Raw genomic sequence first — 17,994 nt, forward strand, 5'->3', positions numbered from 1 at the left:
ACTCACGGCGAGATCAATGAGTGTCCTGTCGAAGTCGCGGTATTCGAGACTGCTCTCTACTGCCTGAGTCATGAAATACTTCCCGAGCTGGTAAATGAGCGCGAATGCGACGACGAATAAGACGACAGTCGTGACCGCGCTGACAAGTGGCGGGATATACTGTTGCGGATCGATGGGAATTACCTGTTGGAGTGGTAGCATAGCGGACTCTCCAAGAAAAACGTAGGACCCTTTTAAACAAATTTCTATTCGACGTAACCGATAGGAAGTCACACTTCGGCATGCCCATAGGTGCGCCTCGCACCTCTCCACGCCAACAAACTACCTTACTCGTGACGCGAGGCTGTCGTCATCTCAGCCGAGGTAATCTGATCAATGAACTTCTCAATGACTGAGATCGCCTCATTCTCTGGATCATCAGTATTGGTGTGACGAGGTAGTTCATAGACCATAATCTCGGCACTACTGAGAGTTGTGAGGGGTCCCTCGTTGCTCTCGAGGTTAAGGATCGCTGCCTTGAAGTTAACGAGAGTACGCGTCTCAGTGACGTCTAAATACTGGATATTTAGGGACTCTAAAGCCGAGAGGAGATCGAGTGGAGGCGAAAAGGTGTATTGTTGTGAGACGTCTAAGCTATCATCCATTGATCTATCGTGCCTGTTCCTTTTTCATAGTTCCACTGCTGACCAATGACTCTTGCTTGATCTGTGGTCCAATTATCACTATCTGTCCATCCCCGGGTTGTGCTGTCCCTCCGAAAGCAGCCGCCACACCAAGCCATGCGCCGACTGCTGGATGTTCGAGTAGTTGATAGGGATCCGGTTGCCAAAATAGCACACTGCCGAGTGGATCATCGGGATCGCCGTATCGCTCTGGTGGTAGTATCATCTCGAGGAGTGCATCGGCCGCGTCGAGCAGCGACTGATCGTTTCCGGAGAATTTGGGAACGACGGGAGTACGCCGCTCAGCGGGTGTCTGGAAGGACAGCGTCAGTCGATAGCCATGTTCGTCGATGCAGATGAGATCAAGTGCCTCGAGCCGATCTCGATAGTTTCGAACCGCTCGTGCCGACACGTCTGCTCGGTCGGCGAGTTCTCGCTGCGAGAGGCGACTGTCGGCTGTCAACAGCGTCTGAACGATCCGACCGACCGTCGGTGGCAGATCAGAGCACAACTGTTTGGGTTCGAGCGTTCCCAACGCATACCGGAGTTCATCCGGCCGGAGCTCTCGGCTCTCGTCTTCGGTGGCAAGTTGCTGGAGTGCTCGAGACGTCTCTCGCGTACATCTTTGCCGACTACTATCGACAACAGTATCCAGTCCGCGGCCGAATGCCGCGGACGTTCCGAGTGATCCGCAACTATTGGGACCGACCACTCGGTGAGTACGGGTAGCTTCCGATGGAGCCGACGCGTTCGCCGCGCTCAGAGCGGCGGCTCCGGGCCACCTATCAGAGAATTCTGCGCTGCAGTCGGTCACCGCACTAACCCAATCTCAGCAAACCATTTCTCGGTCAGATTCACTGAATGTATCGTTCTGACATCGGGGTCTACTGAGGAGACTCTAAATACTCGAGACAGGAATCGTATAAGTCCTTTAAGTCTTTTGAGTCTTCTGGTTGTTCGGGCTGTTCGGGCCGTTCGGGCTCTTTTGGCTCTTCTGGCTCTTCTGGCTCTTCTGAGTCTTCTGAGTCTTCTGGCTCTTCTGAATCAGAGCCTCCGTTGTCTCCGAAATGGAAGTTCGGAAAGTCGCTTTCCGAAAGGTTGGCGTCGACACCGACATCCGATGCATTGACGTCGCTGGTATATGAGGTGCCGTCGGGCCCGATTAACTCGCCCGCAGAGCCGATCCGGAACGTCACGTTTGCGTTTGAGTCGACGTGCACATTGCTACCGAGATCGAGCGTTCCCGGGTTGGGGAATATGGTAGAGATCCCGAAGGTCTTCGCACCACCAGACTCATCAAGAATCCACATATCTTCCATGTCGAGATGAACTTCAGCAGTTGAATCGACACGAATTGGCAATGAATTGCCACTTTTGAAGTGAAGCACAGACTTACGTATCTCGCCGCCTTCGGCATCAGTCCTAGTCTGGATTCCCGCACCACCCCACCCGTCACTATCGGCGATTACTGTCAGACCAGACACATAATCGAACTCATGGTTGCCGTTCACAACCGGTGTTCCTGGTTGTTCGTTTTTCTGATAATCGCTGTTGACTTCCGAGCGACCGCCGACGATGACGTCTTGGTGGCCGAGTCGCATGTTGCCGCGAGCGTTATTCTCAGCGACACAGTCCCAGAGGACGTTAGGACCAGTCTGTTGGCCGGCAGAGAGATAGTACCCATTATTATTGAAATGCGCAACATAGCAGTCCTTCCAAACACCATACCCTTGGTGATCGCGATTACTCGCCATCGGAATCGCATAGTTTAGATCGAAACCGTCCTCACCAGGTACCTCAATACCACCGTCAGGGAACTCGACGCGCCGGACGAGGAACTCCCCACCAGACGCGACGTTGACCAGAAAGGTGTGGACGGCATCTCCACCTTCGGCAAGCTTCGCGCGCTGGCCACGGAGTGTAACGTCCTGAATCAAGACGTACTCCTGGATTGCACCGTACGTGGTAAGGATCGATGCGTCATCTACCTCACTGATATCGTACTCGATACCCTGCATCACGAGTTCATCGTCACCGGCGCCACCTACTGGCCACGCTACGTCTTCCGTAAAGCCACCGGTAAGGTAGATTGTTGCAGGATTGTCGGGATCACAGACGACACCCATAATTGATCCAGTATTATATACCCCTGAACTCATTTCGTAAGTACCACCAGGTTCAAGTTCGAGGAGCCTACCGTTTTGAGAAGCGTTCTCAATCGCCGTCGTCAAATCACCGGACCGATTGTTATACCCTGAAGCTGTGGTCGTAGGCAACGCGTCGCTCGCATCGTCGGGGGCCTCTTGATCGATCCGATAGGCACGATCAGGAACTTCGTCTATTAAATCAATATCAGTATTTGTGGCTGCAGTCGATGTCCCTACACCTCCCAACAGTCCAAACATTGACGCCCCGATGGCCGTACCGCCCATTTTCAGCCACTCACGGCGAGCCAAACTGGTACTTTTTTGTTTCTCCCCACGACTTTCATCCGGAATCTGTTTTTGTGGCATATTGTCTCGATAAGCATCAGAACATATAGTACTATCGTTTTTAATTATCTCAAAATCATCTTTTATAGATATAATATTAGACATCTAGTAACCTAAACGGTGGTCACGTATCGGAGTATGTCTCTATTCGGCTGTGTTGAATCGCCATACGGCGGTGGATTTCACTGTTTGACGGCCCGCTTGATGTTATAGACGACACACATCAAGGCGATCTCACGGAACTCTCGATACCAGGTACGCGCTCGCCCGGCTTGCCGGGCGAGCACTTGATAGCGGAGTTCACAGTTTCAGTCATAGGGTAGTCAGTTCATGTCAGCGGTTCCGGAAAGGGCTTGCTGCTCGAGCGGTGGGCCCATCTGCACCGTCCGGTTGTTTCTGGGAGATTCTGTCGCTGTAAGTGCAACTGCTAGTCGCAGCCACGGGTCAACCGTCGGATTATCGAGTAATCGCGACGGATCTGGTGGCCAGAACAACGCGCTGCCGAGTGGATCGTTTGGGTCGCCGTACCGATCTGGTGGCAAGATCGTCTCGAGGAACACATCAGCAGCGTCGAGGAGCGTCTGATTCTCCTCGAGGACAGTTGGAACAACCGAATCACGGCGTTCGGAAGTAGTCTGGAACGATAGTGCTAGGCGGTATCCGTTCTCGTCAACCCAGATGAGATCGAACGCCTCGAGTCGGTTGCGATAGTTCCGAATTGTCCGTGCTGAGACGCCCGCTCGGTCAGCGAGGTCACGCTGTGACAGGCGGTTTTCGGCTGTGAGAAGCGTATGGATTATTCGGCCCACGGCACTGTTGGGAGGATGTTCCGGTGTTGCTCACGGCCTCCGAAAGTACCTGATGACGACCGTATTGGGTGTCCAGCTGCTCGAGTAGCTGTCGGCCGGCCTCGAGTAACTCGACAGTCCGATCATCGGCAGGGCCGAACTCAGCGACCAGTCCAAGCTCAGTGAGCGAGTCTTGTTCGGAGACGAGCAGTTGGGAGATTCGGCTGCGATCGACGTCGTGCATCGCCCGCAACGCGTGCCGAGAGAGTGTCTGGGCGGGTTCATCCTCGAGTTGCCGGAGGAGTTCGACCTTGCGGCCGTCCGGATCCAGCGCCTCGAGGGCGTCGTCGACGCGGTCCCCAGCAGGGTGGTGTGTCTCTCGCCATTCGCTCACGCCGGGGAGGTCTTCGCGGTGGTGTTGGGCAAGCCAGTGCTGGGTCCGTCCAGTTGCGATGATACGGGCATCGAAGCCCGTTGCGAGGACGGCGAGCAGTCGACAGATCGGCTCACGTTTCCGTCGAGGGGTGTCCTCAAATTCGCGATTGATGGTGACTGCAAGCGTCGATGGCTGGTCGTCAGGAAGGTAGTCGGTGAAGAATTGGGCGGTCGCGAACAGGTCCTCGAGACTCGCATGGCCCTGCCCGAGCTTTGGCACGAGATCGGCGGCGAGTCGCCACGCGTCGCGACGGTTGCCGCGAGCGACCTCGAGGATCCGGGAGCGCAACCAGTAGGGGACGTTCTGCTCCTCGAGGACGTCGTAACACTCGGGGACAGTGCGGCCGTCAGCAAACCGGCGCACGGCGCGGATGAATTGGTCTCGGATCGACTGGTGTTCGAACAGCTGGTCCCACAGCGTCGAGACGGGATCAGTGTCGATCTCGAGGCTGGCCTGTGGAGACAGCGGCGGCTGCTGTGTCGGTGTGAGTCCCGCGTCGGTCACGGTGGACTCACCTCGAGTGCGAGTGGAAGCTGGGGGCGTGGTGACTGGCGAGTGGAGTGGCGTGCCATCGAGTCCTGGAGTCGAGTGCAGAGAGTGCGGACAGCCGAGTGCAGTGGCTCACCGGCTGTCGGCGCAAGTGCGTGTTAGGGGCTCACCGATTGGGGATGGGGATCGCCTCTGGTTCGGTGGCCCTGTTGGAGGGTGGACTCGAGTCCTGGACCTCGGGCTCGAGAACGACTAGCCGTGTCTGCTGGGTGGCCAGATCAGCGCGGGTGCCGAGTCGGCACTGGGCTAAGAGTTCTGTACAGCCAAGCGTCGGCTGGGTGATGTCGTCGGGACTGCAGGCCACGCAGTAGGGTCGATGGATCGCCCAGCGGTCGGTGTCGGCTGGGCGGGAGGCAAGGATGGTCGCGCGGTCGCCTTCGTACAGTCGGTACTTGCAGTGTTGGCACGTGGTGGTGCCGTGGGGACCGACCGGGAACCCCTCGAGGAGTTGGGTAGGGGTGGTGGCGACTCTCATTGGTCGTCACCCTCGAGTGCGTCGAGGAACGAGTTCGTGAGACTCGAGTAGAGGTGTTGAGTTGTAAAGCCGCGTTCGGCGTTGACGTACTCGATCCAGTCATTGATGCACTGGCTGCAGGTGTTGAGGTTGTAGCGGTAGGTGCGTTCTGTGGTGTGGACGACGTGGACGGTTTCGTCTGTGGTGCGGTAGATGTGGTGTGCGTCCTCGGTGTCGATGCCGACGAGGATGTAGTTTGGTCGTGGGTCAGTGCGGCTGCGAGCCGAAACCGTTTCGTGGGATTGCGATTGTATACTCATATGCTGGTAGGTCCAGCACGGGGTCGGTGCTCTAACACCGGCCTCAGAAGTTTTCCGAGGCATCCCGTGCTCACTCTACAATATGCGAGTAAGTAACTTATACTTAACGGATAGTAAAGACTAATCGTATTTTCTACCATTAAAGACAAGTAGTAGCCTCTGCTACTATAACCAAGGTCGAATTACAGTGCAGAAAGTGACTCTACGAATTGACCCACTGATGCACGACGTCCTGGACGTTTTCGCATCTACCGATGGCTACGCAACGACTGGATATCTTGTCGACGAGCTTGATTCAACGCGTCCAACAGTCGGAAAGCGGCTTGATAAGCTCCATGCAGCGGGTAAGATCGAATACGTCCATGAACCAACGGCGTTCTGGCATCTTGTCGACGATCCACGTGAAGAATAATGAAGGCGGACATAGATTAGCGGTATGTGTTTATCCCAGGACTCAACAGCCGGCACAGTGTGAGTTCGTGAGATCATCTTGTTGTTGCTGATGACTCGACGAAATTCTTCGTAGGATTGTATCCCTGCTAGCTCCATGTCACCAGCAGGGAGAAGATTGTCTCGTGAATAAACCGATGAACGACGGCGAGGCATGGGAGTGGGTCGATCGCCACGAGATGACCGAGCGGATCGAGAAGATGCTGTTAAACGCGCTCCACTGGGAAGACATTCCGCTGGGTCCCGATGGTAGCGGTATCTACCTGGACGACGATCACTTCGACGCCGTCGCTCGAGACTATCAGGTTGAACTCTACGAAGACCCGACGCCGCTCCCTCGCCGCGGAGGACGTCGATGGGGATGGCGGTCGCGCGACTTCCCTCCGAATGCTTCTGGATGGAGGTGGTGCGGCTGTAGATGTCTTCCGCGCGCTCATCGGACGCGCGCCCGAACTCGACGTAGATGCGGCGGTCGTCATCGTAGAGCCAGCGCACTTCGGCGTCCTCGGCGTCCGGGCTTGAGTCCACATCAGGATTCGCGGGGGGATAGTGGTTCCGCGGGAGCCGCCGAGCGGTCAAATGTCGGTCTCGAACTCGTTTTCGCCGTGTTCCATCAACGTGTGTAATTACGTGTCTAATCTTTATAAACCCAGTTCTGGGCTGCTGATGTGGCCAGAAGCCCCGGTATCTGACTACCCCCATAGGAATTATCTCGGCAAAGAACCTCATATCTCTATGAGCAACTATCCCGACGACTGGGATGTCCGCCGCCGCCAAGTCTATCGACGAGACCAGTACAAATGCGGCAACTGCCAATCCGAAGGAGGCCCATACGGCGACACCGAAGTCCACGCCCACCACATCGTTCCGAAAAGTCAGGGCGGTGCTGACCGGTTCACCAACCTCGTCACGCTCTGCGCCGACTGCCATGCACGCGTTCACGACGATAACGAAGAGATGCAGGAATGCCGCGAACCCCGTGACCAACCCCTCGAAGTCGTAGATGACATCTCCCCCGAACACACCACGATGTTCTCACTTGTAGAGTATGAGGACGGAGAACACGAGAAAACCGAGAAAGCACTCAGAGTCAGCGAGTCAAAGTACTTGGTGGTAACCACCACCCTCGGACGGATCGAGAACTACATCGTTGACTGCAAGGAAGTGGTGTGCGACTGTCCCAATTACAGGAAGCTACAGGAGAACGGGGAAGAAGAGTTCATCTGCAACCACATGAAGGCGATAATATACGACTACGGGCCGGGATCGGAAATGCTTCGTGAGCGACTACCCGAGGACTGGAAAATCAAGAGCTTCGATCCAGACGTCCATCACATGGAATTCGACTTCGACGTGGATGACCTGTTCGACATCTCGTAGCCTACGTCCTTCGCCGAGCAGCGCAACCTCTTGCACTCAGGTCAGAACTAGATCCCCACTCGGACAGCCCGGTCGTGGACTGCCGACTACTGGAACAGTATCGTCGGTCGGGCGTCCGCGCTGTTGAGAGCGCGGTCGGTACCGGTTGGAATTTTAACGGAGTGAGCGAAACACGCGGACATGCCTGACCGACTGAAGTTCGATGAGATCGACTCCATCGGCACGTTCCCCGATGGGCGAATCAAGATGGACGTGATCTTCACCGACAACCGCGGCCGGGAGTACGTCTGGACTCCCAAATGGGAGGAACTTCAGAAGATGTACGTGAGCGCCGAACAGGTTGAGGAACTCAACACCGAAGGTGGCGAGTACCTCGAACGACTTAAGGCACTTCAGAAGTTCGGCGACGAGACGCTTGCAAGACTGGCCAAGTGCATCGCCTACCACAAGTCGCTTGACGGGTTGCGTAACGAGTTCGCTGGCAGGAGTACCAAGGCAGGTCAGACACCAGAACGGGAGGAGATAGATCGCATCTTCGAGTTCGCAGACGTCCCATCTCCTGACTACCCCGACAAGTACACTCTCGGCGACCGCGACAAGATCATCCATCAACACCTCCGCGATCTCAACGAGGGCGACTACGAGAACGTCGTGATGGTGATGGAATCGCTCGTCGATAGGAGACGACATATCGACGCCGAAGAACGTCGAAGGGAGATAATCGAAGAGATGAACAAGATTCTCGGTTACGAGAACCTGATGATCACCTTAGAAGGGCGAGTTCGCCCCATCAACGCTGAGTCTGAAGAGTAGGTCTGTACACCGCCATCAGTTGACGCCCGCGACCGCCGGGATCGCGGACACCATCCCAGCCACTAACACCATCCACAGCGTAGACGTAGACATGATTGATGTCCCCGACAGCGAGGAGATCGCTGATGCTAATGGAGTACCTGTCGATGTAGTCGAGGAAGGCATCGAAGCGATGGCCGAAATGGACGAGGTCGACGACTGAGACTCGGCTGGTGTCTGTCTCGATGTGGCGGTCGCTGCTATACATTCTTGACGCGGGGCACGACACGATCGACGGCAGAAACAACCCAGTCACGCTACCATCTACACCGAGTGGAAGAACGCACCCTCTTCCGTCACACAGACCCGGATACGGCCAATCGGATCGCCCTCGAACGCCCCACCCGGCCCAAAGTGATCGTAGGCCTCCTCGCCGCAACGGGGGCACTTGTCCACCGGATTCCGTTCATCAAGCACCATACCCCTGCCATCACGCGCGGCCACCGTAAAGGCAGGCGCGCGAGGAGCACCTAATGATGTGGTTCCTGACCGCCTCCCTCGAGTCAAAGGGAGGTTGCTCGTCGTCCCATTCATTGTCGTGCTTGTCGCACTCCGGATGTTGATGCGGGTGCCGAACACGAACGGTGACAACCTGGAATTGGTCCATTCGAGGAGGAAAACCAAGTTGAAATGATTCTCGAGGCGCTCGAGGGCCACCCGCTCCGAGAAGCGACCGAGACCGAAGTGTCGTACCTCGAGGGTTCACGACGATGCGATCTCTTTCTCGATCACGACGGGCTTCAACTTCCAGTGGAGGCCAAGCTACTCCGGTTCCGGTACGACAACGGAAACATCGATCCGAATAGCTTTGCGCGGATCTTCACGCCGTTTCCTGAGCGAAGTTCCTCGTCACTACTTACCGATACGAAGAAACTCTACGAGTCGGAGTTTGGATCGAACGGTGGAGTACTCGGCCTCTATTACGAAAAAGTCGACGAAGAGTACGAGCAAATGACTGCCAAGGCAGTTGCCGAGAAGTTCTGTATGGCACTGTCTAGTTAAGCGATTCTAACGTCAAACGCCGTTTCAGCGTCTGTCGAAGCAACACCGATGGGATCTGGGACCATTACTGTTTATGGGACGTTTGCTGAAGCAGCCGAATTTTCGCTGCTCGTGGAACAGGGTCTCTTTATGTTAAATCATAGATGGTAATTTCACAACCGATACCGTCACTTCATTGTCGTCCTGTCTTGCGGTTTCCCTTATCTAGACAGTACCTTCTGTATGGATGTGGATCACTGGTACAATTTCCAAGTAGAAACGAGGAATATCGCCTATTTTGACGGGCTACAGCATCCTGTTCATCAGCAAGGCGCTGTCATCACGTGGGAGATTGTCGAGTGATCGAACAATGACCGAAATAGGACTAGTAAGCTGTACGAAAACGAAACGCGAGCAACCAGTACCACCAGGTGAGCTGTACAGTCCGTCAACGCTGTTCAGCAAGGCACGTCGGTACTGTGAACGTCATCACGACAACTGGTACGTCCTTTCCGCCAAACACCATCTGCTTGAACCGGATGGTCCGTCGATCGAGCCTTACGATGAGACTCTCACTGGCGCTCGAGTAGCACGTAAGCGAGAGTGGTCCCAAACCGTGTATGACCAGCTGAAGGCGGCGGATTTGCTCGAATCCGATATCACCCTCGTATTCCATGCGGGCAAAGCGTACTACGAGGAACTGCTGCCCCTCCTCGAGGAACACAATGTCCAGATACGGATTCCGACTAAGGGATTAATGATAGGTGAGCGACTTGCATGGTACAACGAACAGATATGAACGAACGAGATCTGTATGCAGACGACTGGATGGGGGTGAATTGGAGCGACTGGCTATCTCTTGACCCGACGGACGATGAGTTCACAGCGATTTCGACCAACCCGGGACTCTACCGCGTTTGCCATTGTGACCGTGACGGCCTCGAGTATATCGGTCAAACCGGACGGAGTACACGGGGACGGGTGAGCGCACTGGCACGGAACGTCTACTCCGAAGAGATGCCGTTCCGCGATCCGCACACAGCTGCACCGTGCCTCTGGGCAGTTCGTGGTCGAGACGGACCGGCGTTCGAAGTATCGACCGCGACGCCGTCATTCGCCACCCACGACCAGGACCGGAAAGGCCTCGAGGAAGCACTCATCGCGATCGCATGTCGCGAAATGGGTAAAAGTCCGACCGCGAACTTCGGGCGGATCATCACTGGCTACTCACAGTCGGGTTACCGCAGTGATGGGTACGTCGGTGACCCTCTCGAGGAGGGAGAGACCGAACCAAACACCGAACCCGGACGAGGACCAGTTCCGTGGAAGAATGTCGACGACGTCACTGCGTCCGATTGGATGGGTCTCGAGTGCGCTAAGCCTGAGGAAAAGCCGACCGAACGATATAATATGATATAGCGTGGCCAGAACCGTACCCTATGATTTATATCCCTGCATTAGCATATTTAAATACACATGAGAGATACTATTTGTGAAGCAATTAACGATCGCCAAACGCTTAGTTTCACATATGATCGTCTACCGCGGACCGTAGAACCGCACAAGGTGGGGCGGACAACCAAAGGGAACGTAGTTTTAAGCGGATATCAGATTGGTGGGCGGAGTCGTTCGAATTCTGTTCCTTACTGGCGACTCTACAAACTAGGGAAAATGGGGGATTTAACCGTGAACAAGGACCAATTTGATGGACCAAGGCCAGAATATAAAAGAAGTGATAAACGAATGACTCAAATCTATTGCCGACTCTAAATATCACTTCGGGAACACGATATCTATTCCCTGTTGTAAGGTGTAGATTCCGAGCTGCAAAGCAATACTTTCACTATATTCTGCTATTTTCCCATATAGACTTTTCAATTTTGAAGGATCTGCAGTTTCTTTTTCAACATGCTTTTGAAACACTCTTACTAACTCTTCTAATTCCTCCCTTTGATGATCCTTCATCGGAACACTGTTTACTTGATCTATCACATTTTCAATACCCACTTTCTGGCTCACATTTTGGTTTTGTGTGACCTGAACAATAGGCATTCCATCTCTATCAAGTGTATTTTGGAACCCGTTCATTTCTACGCCCATGAAATCTGCTATTGTTGATACGTTAATTTTTATATTCTGTATTTTTTCGTAATTATCTGACCAATTTCGTTTATTGTCCACTGGCTCTTTTGGTTCTATTTCATCCAGTTGTTTGATAATATCGTTATCTGGGTTTCTTTCCTTCACCATACCTAAAGTGTCATTGTATTTCTCTGCTATTCCTGGAAGGAGTAGTACCGTTTGATTCTCTGTATTTTCCTGCGCCTTCTCACACTCATCATAAATGCGTTTTAAAGAAGAGATGATAAACTCGTCATCGCTCATAGGTTAGAATTTGTGAATGATAGTAAATAGCTTTGGGAAGAGGCTGACAACCTGGGACAGCAAACCTTCCTCCCCCACCATCCCCCCTGGGGTTACATGTCGACAGAATCTGTTTTCGAATATGTACACAAACCGCGACTCGTCGTGTGCATATCGCGAGTCGCACGGTCATTTGAGCCGCCGTTCGTCTCTGGATGACCGACATGCCCCACCGATTTTGGGCCGAGACGGGCCGTTCAGTGAGTCGAAAAACATGGATTTCAGGGGTCGTGTGTACGAGTATGCGAATCAGAACCGACGACGACTACGCATACCGACGAGACGCACGATCGAACGTGCAGCTGACTGCTACGACTGCAACAAGACGAAAGCAGTGGTGAGTGCCTGCAATGACGTTCCGACGTTCGTCTAGGCCTCCCGCCAAGTCCTCGAGGGCGACGAGCTCACGCTCGAGCAGCGCCGAGAGATCGCCGAGACGCGTTCGACTCGAGCAGTGGCTTTCGAAGTCACTACTGAGACAGCCGTTGAGATCGACTACTAAGAGATCGAATTTTAGCCCCGGGGCTCAGAGCGAGTCACACTACGGTTTTCTCAGGGTCGAGGGCCGCGACACGATTCTCGAGATCCACGTCGCCTCTACTATCGACAGTCACCGTGTAGCCGTTGTAGGCAAATTCGATTGTGGACGGATTCCTCTCGGAGTCGCGTGCGTCATAGAGTGAGTCAAGTGCGTCCGTGTTGATCGCGGAGTGGATCGGTGGGTTGAGCTCTTCGGGTTGGACTCCTTCACGTTCGGCGACTTTATCTACAATCTTCAGACTGAGCGATTGATTAGGTTGCACAACCTCCGATGTCAGGAACTAACCTATAAAACCAGACGTTCCTCTAATGACGCACGTCAGACAACGGCCTCTGAACAGTTTTCATGTCATGTTCTGAGTCGGAGGGAAATGACTGATTACGGTCGAAGAGAATCACTTATTCAGCAGATAGTGCCAATCGAGATTTTCGCCTGCTCGGTCCCGCGGTGATCACCGCCATCGTGCCACCGGAGCAGTGGGAACTCGCTCGAGCGGACCATTTTGTCACGGAGGATTGTGCATCCCGATCGTCCATGTGGCCGGGAGACGACGAAACAGTACCAGCCGTCGTGCCGACTCGAGAACAGATCGATAGACGGGCCTATAGACCACGTGCGCAAAAAACACCACCTACTACCGAACCGTCCCCAGACTCCACGCCGCATCCGCTGAAACGACGATACCCCTTCCTTCGAAAGCCGAACCCCGCCACCACGCCATCAATCAACGCCGACAGTTCCTCGAGATAGTCCCGATTTCGGTCCTCTCGAAGCGTGAGCATCGCTTTCCCGGCGTGTTCGATCGCCCGATTCTTGAGAAAACGCGCAAGCGTCGGCGTCGAACCCGGCGTGATCGGTGGCGGCGAGATCGAATACATTACCCGATGTTCGGATTTAGATGCTCGCGACGCGATCGCGTTGCTCTCTCACAGCGTTCGGAACACGGCAACCAGCGCAGCCGACCGAGTCACGTGGGCTGTGATCGACGACTCGAAACCCGACACGGACCAAGCCGTGGTTTGCTCCCGCCTCTCGGACCTGTCTCGTGGCCAGCGGCTCGTGCTCGAGGTCATGGCGGATACCCATCCGGCGACAAGCAGTAGAGTGTATGAAGCGTATTGTGAGCGCGCGGCCAACCCAGTCCACGATCGAACGCTGCGTGGGTGGCTCCCGAAACTCGAGTGCTATGAGTTGATGGTGAAATCCGGGTCGGAGTACGAACCCGTCTACGAGGATCGGGAGATCGCGTTGAAAGAACCCGGAATTATGGTCTATACGTGGGTTAAGAGCTGTCTGTTAGCCCATTGGTCGATCGGCTACTACTCTGATAGTAGCTCGCCCACGTACTGGTCTTCCCAGTCCCAACGCGCCTCGATCTCGCGGCGACCGCGCCGAGTGAGCGTGTAGATGTTCGTCCGTCGATCAACTTCGCCTTTCTCGACGAGGCCCTTGTCGACGAGTTCATCCAGATTCGGGTAGAGTCGGCCGTGATGGATCTCCTTCTCGTAGTAATTCTCGAGTTCGTTCTTGATCGCGAGTCCGTGTGGTTCGTCCTGGCCGACGATCGTGTACAGCAGGTCACGCTGGAAGCCCGTTAAATCGTACATATTTGTTCGGTGTTCTATCAGGATATGAGAGGTCGAAAACAGCATGGGAAACGGCTCTGGTAGGATATTTAGACGATGCCGGATTTGTCAGTCTGCATCGTCTGGGTCGTCTTCTAGCTCACTCGCGTCGAGATCGTCCCACGCACCCTCCTGTTCCCAGTCGACGATCGGCGTTGGTTCCATCCCCGAGCGGTCGCGTATCTTGCCCGTGTATTCGAATCGCTCTCGGGGATACCCAGTGAGATCGGCCAAGATCGACAGTGCGTCAGGCTTGTCACTCGTCATTAGCAAAGTTTGTCCTCGACGTTCGAGGTCTTGTCCTTCGACTTATCGGCGGTTTCACTCGCCGTTTCTTTCGCCGATTCGCCGGCCTCAGCCGCCGTATCCTTCGCTGCTGTCGCTCGCTCGCTACCAAAATCAAGTGCTGTCTCCCTGGTCCCGCGTGGCTTGACGCGGGTTTCGAACCCCTCATTTTCGTACAGTGTTGCAACTAACGCCTCAAAGTCACTCGGCGAACATGCTTCGTGGATCGCCTCTGCAACCGTCACGTCAGCAGTTGGCATATGGGAAGACAGTATAACGAACAGGCATAAACCTAGGTTAGGAGGTTAGCGTGAAACGCACGCTCACTACAGTTGCGAACCTAACGCTGTTCCTCTTATCAGATACCGGTGGTGTTAGCAGAGTCGTGTTGAATACAGGGCTCGTATGCCACACGGATCGAAGGACAGTCTACGAAGGATGCTGAACGGTCAATACAGCCGTTTACGTATCGGCAGCCGGAAGTATAAACGAGAACGTCGATCCCTCGTCCAGTTCGGAGTCGACCCAAATCTCTCCGCTGTGGCGCTCGATAATCCGTTCGCAGAGCGCAAGACCAATTCCAGTACCGTTACCATCGCTATGACTGTGGCCTCGCTGGAACACCTCGAAGATCTGCTCCTGTTCTTCTGGGTCGATCCCGATTCCCTCGTCCTCAATGGAGACGATCCAATCTGTGTCGTTCCTCTCCTTCAACAGAAAATTCTATTGTATCCCCATAGACATTGATATCCACATCATCAAGTCCGACATTACCATCATCTTCCACATTGATAGTAAGACCCATGTCTGTTCACAGACGTGATACGATATAAATAGATGCCGGAACGCTGGTGACCGCTATAACCCTCATACAAATGTCATCATTGGTGCAAGAAAAGCGTCAAACCGAAACTATCTCTACAAGCCATGATCCACCGATAACATATAACATGAACTCTTCAACAGAAGCGTCGCTTGAAGAACTACCTCCAAGCTCGAAACTTGTCTACAAGACGTTAGAATACGAATATGAACGTACCCAAAAGAAACTCATTGAGGAGACAAAACTCGTTGCACGGACCGTTCGGTATGCACTCAACCGGCTTGAAGAGGAAGGATTAATTGAGAAACAAGTATCCTTCCAAGATGCACGCCAACAACTCTATATGGTCTCTGAATGAGAGCCCCCATTTATTGAAAACCCCCATTCAGAACAAATCCTGGTTACCTCTGTTCTTCTAGCAATTCCTCAATCTTCCAGAAACTCATTGCCTCACCGATATCCGTGTCGTACTCAGCAATAGCCTTCACACCCTCATCCTCGTCAGTATACAAGAGATCGTAGCGTGCACTGTCACCGGTATCTATCGAAAAATACGGATCAGTACTGTCCCTGATTTCATGCCCATAGTCCTCGACCTGATCCTCGAGGATACTCCTGACAGTGTCGACAGGGAACTCCACTGGGAACAAATACTGATCTCCAAGGGTTATTGACCCCCCAGCAAAGTCGTTCCGCTCTGGATCATATCCTGTATTCAGTTCTTCAATCGGACTACTCACCTTCCAGTTCTACTATAGTAGATATTAAAAATAATTACTCATATTTGGGACCGAGAGTTGGTCGAGAGCGGTATCGATCGCTGTTGTAAGCTCAGTAAGTGACCCAAAGAATCGGTTACTGAGAGCCGTTTGTAGTTGTCTCCAGCACGCTTCGACCGGATTTAGTTCGGGAGAGTACGCCGGTAACGTGACGAATGCAAGGTCGTCACGGGCCGCCAGGTCCGTGACGGCCGATGCCTGAAAGTACGGTGCTCCATCGAGCACCACGATCAAATCATTTTTGAACTCATTACATAACTCGAAAATGAAATATTTTGCGTGGTCGGCGGTCACGTACTCTTCGAACCGAGCAAAAAAGCGATCACCGTCCTCGGTGATCGCGCCCAAAAGGCACGTCCAGTCGCGTTGTCTGGATAATTCGATAGACAGCCGCGTGCCGCGCGGAAACCACGCGGCACGCGACTCGACTTGGACGGATTTCTTGGTTTGATTGATGCAGACTACTGTGGCGTCCATCTCCTGCCGCTTTTTTTGAGCCCCTCACGGAATGTCTCTTGCTCGTCAGCATCAGCTTCGGCGGCTGTACGGCATGGTTTTTGATAGCTCAATCCCGCTTCTTTGAGCAACCGCCGGCAACTCGGGATTGAGTATTCGACGGCGTACGTTTCGCCGAGATCCTGCTGTACGAGCGCCGGCGTCCACGCCGGCGCGTCGATACCAACTTCTTTGGACGATTCGTGGACAGTTTCTTCGAACACTTTTTGCTCTTCTTCTGAGAGCTTGCGTTTTCTTCCAGATCAATAATCATCAGTTACAGCACGCTCAAGCGATTCGTCGGTGTCGAGTCGCTTAAGTCAGCTATAGATTGTCCGTCGCTGAACGTCGTACCACTCGGCTAGTTCAGTCTGTGTGACGCCGTTTTTGCACGCTATTACCGCTAAGAGCCGTTGCATCGGCTTCTTTCCCTCTACGTTGTCAAGGGCGTCTTGCAATTCCTCGACAGAGATCTTGTCGAGATGATCTACTACGTTTAGCAACAACCTCTGAGTAGAAAGTTCTAACGGCTACTATAGCCGAGTGGTACGGCGTTCAGCGACGCACAATCTATACTGGCTCGAGCGTCTCGACACCGACGAGTCGATTGAGCAGTCGATCCTGCCGCCGATCGCCAGCGTGATCGCGGCGACTTCCCTCTGGCAGTTCGATTATGGCTTTGTGGTTCCGTTGTTCTTACTCGACGCCGTCGCCTTCTGGTTCGTCGTGCCGGTCCGCCCCGCGAGCGCGTCAAGCGAGGGTTCGACTACCAGATCGCCGGTAAAGAGATGCCAACGCTCATCGAAATCGGCGCGCGGATCCGCGAGACGGACGAGGAGAGCGTCCCGAGCCGAGAGTACGTCACGCCGACAGCGCGATCTCGATCGAACGAACCGAGGACGATGGAATTCGACTCGTTTTTACCGAATTGCAACTCCTTTCGACGGCTCGAGTCGGAACGGACCGTCGTTATCGGTTCATCCAGACGCCGGACTGGGGTTCGTAAGGATCAGTCGGAATCTCGACGAGCGTCGGGCCGTCGCTCGTGATGGCGTCGGCCACGGTCGACTCGATCTCGTCGGGCGTTTCTGCCCGCGCGGCCTCAAGACCAAGCCCCTCGGCAACGGTGGTGTAGGAAACCGGCGTCTCCTCCCAGCCGTACTCGCCCTCGTCCATCCGGTAGTTCCGGCTGGCGTCCTCGCTGATGATGGCATAGTCGCTGTTGTTGAGGACGACGACCGTCACGTCGAGTTCCTCGTCCGCCAGCGTGTGTAGCTCGTGGACGCACATCAACAGCCCGCCGTCGCCCGAGAGCGCCACGACGTCTCGCTCGGGGTTCGCCATCTTCGCTCCGATCGCGGCGGGAACCCCGGTTCCCATCGTCGCCCACGAACCCGGACTGACGTGACCACGGGGCTCGTACATCGGGAACATCTGAAGCGCCCACAGCCGGTATCCGCCCGCATCGAGCGAAACGATCGCGTCGGACGGCGTCCCCTCGCGGATCGCGTCCAGTGCCGTGACGGACGTCAGCGGCGGCTCCGTTATCCCCCGTAGTTCCTCGAGGAGCTCGTCGATCGCGGCTCGCGTCGATCGAGCGCGCTCCCGCCCGGTCTCACCGGCGATCGTTCGGTCCGCCAGCGCGCCGTCGAGCGCCT

General features: G+C 54.5%; 24 protein-coding genes and 6 pseudogenes. 10 read left to right on the top strand and 20 right to left on the bottom strand.

Annotated elements, in window-relative coordinates:
* The 9 genes and pseudogenes from PGX04_RS27300 to PGX04_RS27330 all read right to left on the bottom strand — a co-directional run.
* Window positions 1-201 (bottom strand): annotated as a pseudogene (locus tag PGX04_RS27300) (mechanosensitive ion channel family protein); the annotation flags it as partial.
* A gap of 125 nt (window positions 202-326) precedes the next feature.
* The gene (locus PGX04_RS27305) at window positions 327-644 is read right to left on the bottom strand and encodes a hypothetical protein (RefSeq protein ID WP_273741364.1); all 318 of its coding nucleotides are present in this window, start codon (window positions 642-644) and stop codon (window positions 327-329) included.
* 4 nt (window positions 645-648) lie between these two features.
* A complete protein-coding gene (locus tag PGX04_RS27310; protein ID WP_337959492.1) occupies window positions 649-1,476 on the bottom strand; it encodes a winged helix-turn-helix domain-containing protein in 828 nt (275 codons plus the stop codon).
* 70 nt (window positions 1,477-1,546) lie between these two features.
* On the bottom strand, window positions 1,547-3,175 hold the full coding sequence (locus PGX04_RS27315) for a hypothetical protein (RefSeq protein WP_273741366.1): 1,629 nt from the start codon (window positions 3,173-3,175) through the stop codon (window positions 1,547-1,549).
* Window positions 3,176-3,336: 161 nt separating this feature from the next.
* A pseudogene (locus PGX04_RS34820) lies at window positions 3,337-3,470 on the bottom strand (IS5/IS1182 family transposase); the annotation flags it as partial.
* Window positions 3,471-3,477: 7 nt separating this feature from the next.
* A complete protein-coding gene (locus tag PGX04_RS34200) occupies window positions 3,478-3,963 on the bottom strand; it encodes a winged helix-turn-helix transcriptional regulator (protein WP_337959493.1) in 486 nt (161 codons plus the stop codon).
* Entirely contained in the window at window positions 3,908-4,882 is a 975-nt protein-coding gene (locus tag PGX04_RS27320; RefSeq protein WP_273741367.1) for a hypothetical protein, read from the bottom strand. Before PGX04_RS27320 ends, PGX04_RS34200 begins: the two co-directional genes overlap by 56 nt.
* A gap of 151 nt (window positions 4,883-5,033) precedes the next feature.
* Entirely contained in the window at window positions 5,034-5,402 is a 369-nt protein-coding gene (locus tag PGX04_RS27325; RefSeq protein WP_273741368.1) for a DUF8112 family protein, read from the bottom strand.
* The gene (locus PGX04_RS27330; RefSeq protein ID WP_273741369.1) at window positions 5,399-5,701 is read right to left on the bottom strand and encodes a hypothetical protein; all 303 of its coding nucleotides are present in this window, start codon (window positions 5,699-5,701) and stop codon (window positions 5,399-5,401) included. The genes PGX04_RS27325 and PGX04_RS27330 overlap by 4 nt, the downstream gene beginning before the upstream one ends.
* A 220-nt stretch (window positions 5,702-5,921) precedes the next feature.
* Here PGX04_RS27330 and PGX04_RS27335 point away from each other — a divergent pair, with 220 nt between their 5' ends.
* The 5 genes and pseudogenes from PGX04_RS27335 (at window position 5,922) to PGX04_RS27355 (ending at window position 8,344) form a co-directional block, all read left to right on the top strand.
* Window positions 5,922-6,113 (top strand): MarR family transcriptional regulator, encoded by a 192-nt coding sequence (locus tag PGX04_RS27335; RefSeq protein WP_209438489.1) that lies wholly within the window; start codon window positions 5,922-5,924, stop codon window positions 6,111-6,113.
* Between the two features lie 157 nt (window positions 6,114-6,270).
* A pseudogene (locus PGX04_RS27340) lies at window positions 6,271-6,483 on the top strand (DUF7845 domain-containing protein); the annotation flags it as partial.
* Window positions 6,458-6,673, top strand: a complete 216-nt coding sequence (locus tag PGX04_RS27345; protein WP_273741370.1) for a hypothetical protein — start codon at window positions 6,458-6,460, stop codon at window positions 6,671-6,673. The pseudogene PGX04_RS27340 and the gene PGX04_RS27345, both read left to right, overlap by 26 nt.
* Before the next feature lie 213 nt (window positions 6,674-6,886).
* Window positions 6,887-7,531: an HNH endonuclease gene (locus PGX04_RS27350; RefSeq protein ID WP_273741371.1), complete on the top strand. Its 645-nt coding sequence runs from the start codon at window positions 6,887-6,889 to the stop codon at window positions 7,529-7,531.
* A 180-nt stretch (window positions 7,532-7,711) separates the two neighbouring features.
* Window positions 7,712-8,344, top strand: a complete 633-nt coding sequence (locus PGX04_RS27355; RefSeq protein ID WP_273741372.1) for a hypothetical protein — start codon at window positions 7,712-7,714, stop codon at window positions 8,342-8,344.
* Window positions 8,345-8,647: 303 nt separating this feature from the next.
* Here PGX04_RS27355 and PGX04_RS27360 read toward each other — a convergent pair whose 3' ends face one another.
* Window positions 8,648-8,803 (bottom strand): hypothetical protein, encoded by a 156-nt coding sequence (locus PGX04_RS27360; protein ID WP_273741373.1) that lies wholly within the window; start codon window positions 8,801-8,803, stop codon window positions 8,648-8,650.
* 210 nt (window positions 8,804-9,013) lie between these two features.
* On the opposite strand from PGX04_RS27360, the gene PGX04_RS27365 reads away from it, so the two are divergent.
* The 3 genes from PGX04_RS27365 to PGX04_RS27375 all read left to right on the top strand — a co-directional run bounded on the left by PGX04_RS27365 (window position 9,014) and on the right by PGX04_RS27375 (window position 10,783).
* Window positions 9,014-9,385 (top strand): hypothetical protein, encoded by a 372-nt coding sequence (locus PGX04_RS27365; RefSeq protein ID WP_273741374.1) that lies wholly within the window; start codon window positions 9,014-9,016, stop codon window positions 9,383-9,385.
* Between the two features lie 349 nt (window positions 9,386-9,734).
* Complete coding sequence (locus PGX04_RS34205; protein ID WP_337959494.1) at window positions 9,735-10,163, top strand: DUF6884 domain-containing protein; 429 nt, start codon at window positions 9,735-9,737, stop codon at window positions 10,161-10,163.
* 182 nt (window positions 10,164-10,345) lie between these two features.
* Window positions 10,346-10,783: a hypothetical protein gene (locus PGX04_RS27375; RefSeq protein ID WP_273741376.1), complete on the top strand. Its 438-nt coding sequence runs from the start codon at window positions 10,346-10,348 to the stop codon at window positions 10,781-10,783.
* A gap of 354 nt (window positions 10,784-11,137) precedes the next feature.
* Here PGX04_RS27375 and PGX04_RS27380 read toward each other — a convergent pair whose 3' ends face one another.
* Window positions 11,138-11,749: a hypothetical protein gene (locus PGX04_RS27380; protein ID WP_273741377.1), complete on the bottom strand. Its 612-nt coding sequence runs from the start codon at window positions 11,747-11,749 to the stop codon at window positions 11,138-11,140.
* Between the two features lie 281 nt (window positions 11,750-12,030).
* On the opposite strand from PGX04_RS27380, the pseudogene PGX04_RS27385 reads away from it, so the two are divergent.
* A pseudogene (locus tag PGX04_RS27385) lies at window positions 12,031-12,290 on the top strand (DUF7692 domain-containing protein).
* A 34-nt stretch (window positions 12,291-12,324) separates the two neighbouring features.
* Here the strand turns inward: PGX04_RS27385 and PGX04_RS27390 are convergent.
* From PGX04_RS27390 to PGX04_RS27410, 6 genes and pseudogenes are all read right to left on the bottom strand, one after another.
* Complete coding sequence (locus PGX04_RS27390; RefSeq protein ID WP_273741378.1) at window positions 12,325-12,591, bottom strand: HalOD1 output domain-containing protein; 267 nt, start codon at window positions 12,589-12,591, stop codon at window positions 12,325-12,327.
* Between the two features lie 140 nt (window positions 12,592-12,731).
* Window positions 12,732-12,905: pseudogene (locus PGX04_RS35105) on the bottom strand (PD-(D/E)XK family putative nuclease); the annotation flags it as partial.
* A 743-nt stretch (window positions 12,906-13,648) separates the two neighbouring features.
* Entirely contained in the window at window positions 13,649-13,936 is a 288-nt protein-coding gene (locus tag PGX04_RS27395; protein ID WP_273741379.1) for a PadR family transcriptional regulator, read from the bottom strand.
* 87 nt (window positions 13,937-14,023) lie between these two features.
* Window positions 14,024-14,221, bottom strand: a complete 198-nt coding sequence (locus tag PGX04_RS27400; protein ID WP_273741380.1) for a hypothetical protein — start codon at window positions 14,219-14,221, stop codon at window positions 14,024-14,026.
* Window positions 14,221-14,499, bottom strand: a complete 279-nt coding sequence (locus tag PGX04_RS27405; RefSeq protein ID WP_273741381.1) for a PDDEXK family nuclease — start codon at window positions 14,497-14,499, stop codon at window positions 14,221-14,223. Before PGX04_RS27405 ends, PGX04_RS27400 begins: the two co-directional genes overlap by 1 nt.
* 202 nt (window positions 14,500-14,701) lie before the next feature.
* Window positions 14,702-14,953 carry a sensor histidine kinase gene (locus PGX04_RS27410; RefSeq protein WP_273741382.1) on the bottom strand — a complete coding sequence of 84 codons (252 nt, stop codon included), beginning with the start codon at window positions 14,951-14,953 and terminating at the stop codon, window positions 14,702-14,704.
* A gap of 173 nt (window positions 14,954-15,126) precedes the next feature.
* Between PGX04_RS27410 and PGX04_RS27415 the strand changes: the two genes are divergently transcribed.
* Complete coding sequence (locus PGX04_RS27415; RefSeq protein WP_273741383.1) at window positions 15,127-15,420, top strand: MarR family transcriptional regulator; 294 nt, start codon at window positions 15,127-15,129, stop codon at window positions 15,418-15,420.
* Window positions 15,421-15,463: 43 nt separating this feature from the next.
* Here the strand turns inward: PGX04_RS27415 and PGX04_RS27420 are convergent, their stop codons facing one another.
* The 3 genes and pseudogenes from PGX04_RS27420 to PGX04_RS27430 form a co-directional block, all read right to left on the bottom strand.
* A complete protein-coding gene (locus PGX04_RS27420) occupies window positions 15,464-15,802 on the bottom strand; it encodes a hypothetical protein (protein WP_273741384.1) in 339 nt (112 codons plus the stop codon).
* Between the two features lie 24 nt (window positions 15,803-15,826).
* Window positions 15,827-16,839, bottom strand: a pseudogene (locus tag PGX04_RS27425) (IS630 family transposase).
* A 466-nt stretch (window positions 16,840-17,305) separates the two neighbouring features.
* Window positions 17,306-17,994: thiamine pyrophosphate-dependent enzyme (locus PGX04_RS27430; protein WP_273741385.1), on the bottom strand; the 689-nt coding region annotated here is incomplete at its 5' end.

The sequence above is a fragment of the Natrinema soli genome, assembly GCF_028618695.1.

Bases quoted from the DNA above. Each gene is read 5' to 3' on its own strand.
- PGX04_RS27305 (WP_273741364.1), bottom strand. From the start codon at position 644: ATGGATGATAGCTTAGACGTCTCACAACAATACACCTTTTCGCCTCCA.
- PGX04_RS27315 (WP_273741366.1), bottom strand. From the start codon at position 3,175: ATGCCACAAAAACAGATTCCGGATGAAAGTCGTGGGGAGAAACAAAAA.
- PGX04_RS27325 (WP_273741368.1), bottom strand. From the start codon at position 5,402: ATGAGAGTCGCCACCACCCCTACCCAACTCCTCGAGGGGTTCCCGGTC.
- PGX04_RS27330 (WP_273741369.1), bottom strand. From the start codon at position 5,701: ATGAGTATACAATCGCAATCCCACGAAACGGTTTCGGCTCGCAGCCGC.
- PGX04_RS27335 (WP_209438489.1), top strand. From the start codon at position 5,922: ATGCACGACGTCCTGGACGTTTTCGCATCTACCGATGGCTACGCAACG.
- PGX04_RS27350 (WP_273741371.1), top strand. From the start codon at position 6,887: ATGAGCAACTATCCCGACGACTGGGATGTCCGCCGCCGCCAAGTCTAT.
- PGX04_RS27355 (WP_273741372.1), top strand. From the start codon at position 7,712: ATGCCTGACCGACTGAAGTTCGATGAGATCGACTCCATCGGCACGTTC.
- PGX04_RS27360 (WP_273741373.1), bottom strand. From the start codon at position 8,803: ATGGTGCTTGATGAACGGAATCCGGTGGACAAGTGCCCCCGTTGCGGC.
- PGX04_RS27365 (WP_273741374.1), top strand. From the start codon at position 9,014: ATGATTCTCGAGGCGCTCGAGGGCCACCCGCTCCGAGAAGCGACCGAG.
- PGX04_RS34205 (WP_337959494.1), top strand. From the start codon at position 9,735: ATGACCGAAATAGGACTAGTAAGCTGTACGAAAACGAAACGCGAGCAA.
- PGX04_RS27380 (WP_273741377.1), bottom strand. From the start codon at position 11,749: ATGAGCGATGACGAGTTTATCATCTCTTCTTTAAAACGCATTTATGAT.
- PGX04_RS27395 (WP_273741379.1), bottom strand. From the start codon at position 13,936: ATGTACGATTTAACGGGCTTCCAGCGTGACCTGCTGTACACGATCGTC.
- PGX04_RS27400 (WP_273741380.1), bottom strand. From the start codon at position 14,221: ATGACGAGTGACAAGCCTGACGCACTGTCGATCTTGGCCGATCTCACT.
- PGX04_RS27405 (WP_273741381.1), bottom strand. From the start codon at position 14,499: ATGCCAACTGCTGACGTGACGGTTGCAGAGGCGATCCACGAAGCATGT.